The sequence below is a fragment of the Cupriavidus sp. 8B genome, assembly GCF_054589115.1.
In genome coordinates this window covers 1-777 of the sequence record NZ_BAAILO010000235.1, presented here as the reverse complement: position 1 = coordinate 777, position 777 = coordinate 1, and the positions used below count along the sequence as shown (strand labels likewise).

Here is a 777-nt window from a genome sequence, read left to right as displayed (position 1 = left end):
GCTGGAGAAGCTGCCGACGGCGATGGACTTGCGTGTTCACTTCGGCTCCCAGCTGCAGACCCTTTGGCCGGTCGCGTCCAAGGCCGAGCTCAAGGAAGTCGCGATCTTTGGCACCGTCCCGCCAGAAGGCGCCGCCTCCCTGACGCATCCGGTTGTGTCCGGCGCCTGGGAAATCGCCGGCCCGCTGCGCAATCTGAGTGAGTTCAAGGGATTCGGTCAGCAGGTCGTGGTGAAGACCATCGAACTGGCCGTGAACCTGAACGCCGTTCCGGACATCAAGCAATCGAAGTTCATGTTGACGGTCAAGGGCGATGCCTTTGCCCGCAACTGAGAAGAAGGAAGACTGAAATGCGTGCTTACCCGATGACATACCGCCGCGCAAGCGTGGCGCTGGTTGCATTCCTTGCCTGCGGTGCAGCGCTCGCCGATGACGATAAGTCGATCACCCAGAAGCTGATCGAGGCGGACGGCAAGGTTGCGCTGCAGAAACTGGAGCAGGATCTTGCCAAGTCCGCCCCGGCTCCGGCCTTGACCGCCGCACCGGCTGGCGCCACGACGGTCAAGGCGCACGAGCGCTCGCCGCAGACGATTGCCCTCTATGGCGTCGACGGCCGCGCTGCCGGCGGCGCTGTGAACCTGCGCAGCTACGTCAGGTGGGGTGATCAGGTCTATCCGGCGCGGGTTGGCGCGAAGTGGCGCGGCTTCACTGTGGCCGACATTTCGGAAGCCGGCACGACGTTTGCCCGAGGCAAGACCAAAGTATTCGCCCCGTTGGTG

Annotated in this window: 2 pseudogenes; both read left to right on the top strand. The window is 63.7% G+C overall.

What is annotated here, in order from left to right:
• Positions 1–331, top strand: a pseudogene (locus ACYP5B_RS22475) (ATPase); the annotation flags it as partial.
• Positions 332–348: 17 nt separating this feature from the next.
• A pseudogene (locus ACYP5B_RS22470) lies at positions 349–777 on the top strand (hypothetical protein); the annotation flags it as partial.